Annotated in this window: 5 protein-coding genes; all 5 read right to left on the bottom strand. The window is 59.2% G+C overall.

The genetic code is table 11. The features are described 5' to 3' along the window. Positions 1-147: 147 nt before the first annotated feature. The 5 genes from WB528_RS21285 to WB528_RS21265 all read right to left on the bottom strand — a co-directional run bounded on the left by WB528_RS21285 (position 148) and on the right by WB528_RS21265 (position 3,200). Positions 148-528, bottom strand: a complete 381-nt coding sequence (locus WB528_RS21285) for a hypothetical protein (RefSeq protein WP_423890404.1) — start codon at positions 526-528, stop codon at positions 148-150. A 24-nt stretch (positions 529-552) separates the two neighbouring features. Then, complete coding sequence (locus WB528_RS21280; RefSeq protein WP_423890401.1) at positions 553-1,011, bottom strand: DUF6398 domain-containing protein; 459 nt, start codon at positions 1,009-1,011, stop codon at positions 553-555. Positions 1,012-1,197: 186 nt separating this feature from the next. After that, positions 1,198-1,848, bottom strand: a complete 651-nt coding sequence (locus WB528_RS21275; protein ID WP_423890399.1) for a hypothetical protein — start codon at positions 1,846-1,848, stop codon at positions 1,198-1,200. A 272-nt stretch (positions 1,849-2,120) separates the two neighbouring features. Next, positions 2,121-2,813 (bottom strand): alpha/beta hydrolase, encoded by a 693-nt coding sequence (locus WB528_RS21270; protein WP_423890405.1) that lies wholly within the window; start codon positions 2,811-2,813, stop codon positions 2,121-2,123. A gap of 27 nt (positions 2,814-2,840) precedes the next feature. After that, positions 2,841-3,200 carry a hypothetical protein gene (locus WB528_RS21265; RefSeq protein WP_423890398.1) on the bottom strand — a complete coding sequence of 120 codons (360 nt, stop codon included), beginning with the start codon at positions 3,198-3,200 and terminating at the stop codon, positions 2,841-2,843. Between the last annotated feature and the right edge of the window lie 188 nt (positions 3,201-3,388).

The raw sequence follows: 3,388 nt of genomic DNA, 5'->3' as shown, positions 1-3,388 counted from the left end.
GGCCTGGGGTTGAAACGACCCGATCGGAGGGTAAGCGGACATGCAGTCGACACCGCAAAACTAACGCAGATGACCCTGAGCGTCATTTCGTGACCGCCGATTGATGCACTGCGAAAGGTTCATCTCGTTGGCACGAACACCGAGAAACTAATTGATCCTCTGCCCCGTAAAGCGATCTCGTCCGTGCCAAAACTCACAAACTGGACACCATTCGCCTTCGTAGTCGATTCCTTCTTGGTGAGGGCAGCCGATTATGGCGTCGGTCATCGCGACCGACAGCACTCGATGCTTTTCGATAAATTCCAATATCTCCCGGGCAATACCGGGATCGTTACGAACGTCACTACGATCAACCTTCCAGTCGCGCAACTCTCCTACCTCTGCATTCTCGGATGGAACGATGCCAACGGTGACCTTCGTCGCCTGGTTCAAGTTCGGGCCGTAAAACGCAATTGTCGCAATCGGCCAACCTCGCAGTCCCTTCCGGGCTTTCTTGCGCAGGCGCTTGAGGTAGCGATCTTCCGTCATTGTGCTCACGCATCGACCGTTCGTTCACGATCGGTCTTTTCGATCTGCCGGGATGTAGGGAATTAACCCCTTTGCGAATGCAATTTCCTGAACCTCGCGGGGCATGTCCCGCAAATCGACCAGTAGACCATTGACCTCTGCCATCCATACCAGCGGATTCTTCTCGACCAAGCTCGGAAGCGTCCACTGCGGATCGAGCGGCCCAGCACCAATCGCTTTTTCGATAACGCGTGCCTTGGCGTGGACGGTGCTCTCGCCGACATCGAATGCGGCGCACAGGTCCGCCGTCGTCATGTGCGGAGAAAACGATTTGTCGTCGAGAAAATTTATCCTTCCAAGAACGTAGACGATGCCGCATGCCCACGTTCGTGGCTGTCCGGACGCAACCGGGCTCGGGCGCTTTCTGCAAAGCGCCCCGGTCATTGCACGCGCCAAGTCCTGGTATTCGGAGTTGAGATGCCTGTCGCAAACATCGTCGGTCAAGCCGACAATCTTCTCGTAGACTGGCAGCATCATTTTTGGAACTGAACTCAGGCGAGAAGGGCCCATCATCGAACCAGCGTTTCTTAACGACGTTCGAGGCAGAGAAGAAATTCGACCAAGAAATCGCGAGATGATCTTGTTGACGGTTTTTATAGCTCCGGTGTGGATGGCAGCATTTGACGCTGGTCAGTGCAACGTCGGTCTTCTTGCCGGCAGCGAAACCAAGATATCTCGCCGCGCACGCTTGCAGGAAAGGATGACCTCGTGCATTTCGTGCTCGGCGATCCTGGTCAACTCCCGCATCTGCCGAAGCGTCCCTTTAATGTCACCGGCGCTTGCCGCCTTGTTCCCGTCCGTCGCCACATCGAGCACCCCTGCGATCAGCGCTCGCAACTCGCCTAGAACCCCCAGGCCACGATGGGCCCGTTCGGGGAGGTCTATGGCTTCCTCCGCACCAAACAGCCCTTCAACGAAACCGTCAAGCTCCTGACGCCGGATCAATGCCAGAGTGGCGAGACCCTCGCGTGAGACGGCAACGGCGGGACGGGTCAAGCGAAAGGGTGTGTTGCGTTCCTGGTGACGTGTAAGCCGATTCCACAAACCCATGATGAGTGCGCCGATCAACTCGTTCGCCGCGTTGAGCGAGCCGAAGTCCGGCAACTCGCCACCCCACAGACCTTCCACGGTCTTGATCGGCGAAGCCGACATAGCCGGCGTTGCAATGTTGCCGAGGAAGCGCGTGCGAACCTCGTGAAACGGCACAGGGCAGCGATAGCGTTCAAGTAACGCGCGGACCTCTTCGTCGGTCGCGTTCGGTGGAACGGGCGGTTTGGCCATATTCTCTTGGCCCTTATCGTAATCGATTGCACGACTATGCGTTCTGCCGCGTCTTCAGTCCAGCCTTCTGGCCCATAGCCCTCTGCCCTGAAGTCCGATCCGAGGATGCCACGCACCAGGGACCTCGGTGCGTCGTCATCAGGTGCTCGAACCGATGGCCATTGACGGCATAGCGCAAGTGGCCGGCGAACACGCGATATGACGCTTGTGACCCCTTTCGCCGGGCGGCGATCAAGTTATCTCGCAGCGTAACGTCGCACTGGACGCTTCCCTCATGCGGCGTTGAGCTTCATCATCGCTAGAACGGCGCGACCGTTCGGGCCGTAAGGATTGCCGACCGACTCCATCATCTCGAAATGATTATAATTGGCGGCCTCGATTAGCTCGACCGGCTTGCCGGCGGCCTTGAGCGCGGCGGCGAAGTCACGGTTCTGGCGCTGAAATTCCGGCGTCTCGTTAGTGCCGTAGGTGACGACGACCGGCGCGCGGATGAGATCGAGGTGGCGCTGCGAACTCATCGCCTGCTCCATCTCGTCGTTGAAGTGCACGTAGTTTCCGCGCTTCGAGAGCCGCACCGGTTTCATGTCGTACATGCCGCTCATGCAGGCGCCGCCTTTGACGATGGTCGGCGGCAGGCCAAATTCCTTCCGCCAATCGGTGACGAGCGCCACGCCGCAGAGATGACCGCCCGAGGAATGGCCGCCGATATAGAGCCGTTCCGGATCGCCACCGAAACTCGGCGCATTCCTATAGGTCCAGGCGATGGCGCGGCGCACCTGCTCGGCCATGACGCGCAGATCGCCGTTCGCCGCGCGGATCGCAATGAAATCCAACACGACGTAATGCGCGCCGGCATTGATCAACATTTCGGCCGGATAGGCATAGTTCTTGGACTCGCCGCCGAGCCAGGCGCCGCCATGGATGAAGACGAAGATCGGGGCCTTCGGCCGCTTGGTTTTGTAAATGTCGAGCTTTTCGACCTCGCTCGGGCCCTAAGCTTCGCGACGCGGCGGGCCAAGCCGCTTACGCGTCAGCTCGCTGTTGCTGGCGGCCCGCGCAATGATTTGCGCCCTAAGGGGCGCATAGAAAGCTTGGTCGTAAGCGGCGTCCAGCTCGGTCTGGTCCATGTTCATCCAGACGTTCGGGCCGTGCGGATGCTCGGGCGGACCGATGCGGCACTCTTCGGCGATTGCCGGCGCGGCAACCACCGCTACTGCAGCGCCGAGCGCGGCGCGACGCGACAGCGCTGTGCTAATGTTATCGCGCGACAAGCGTCCGGCAATGTCATTTGCTCCTCCCTCACTGCCGTTGCCAAACCATAATATACGCGAGTTGAGGTCAGCCAGAAACACCTCTCCTGCACGGGGCTCTTTTTTTACTTGCCCAAGCGGGGCATCCTGACCACACTGGGGTGAGCATTTTTCAGGGGTTTAGGTGACTCACGACGGACGCCAACGACATGGTAGCCGAAATCCACGAAGTATGCCGCTGATCCTCGCGCCGAGTGACTATACCCGTTGGCTGAGCGATGAGCCCGACC

The sequence above is a fragment of the Bradyrhizobium sp. genome (assembly GCF_049586575.1).
Lineage (GTDB): Bacteria > Pseudomonadota > Alphaproteobacteria > Rhizobiales > Xanthobacteraceae > Bradyrhizobium.
Note: the sequence above shows the minus strand (reverse complement) of the source record. Positions and strands in the feature narration are given on the sequence as shown.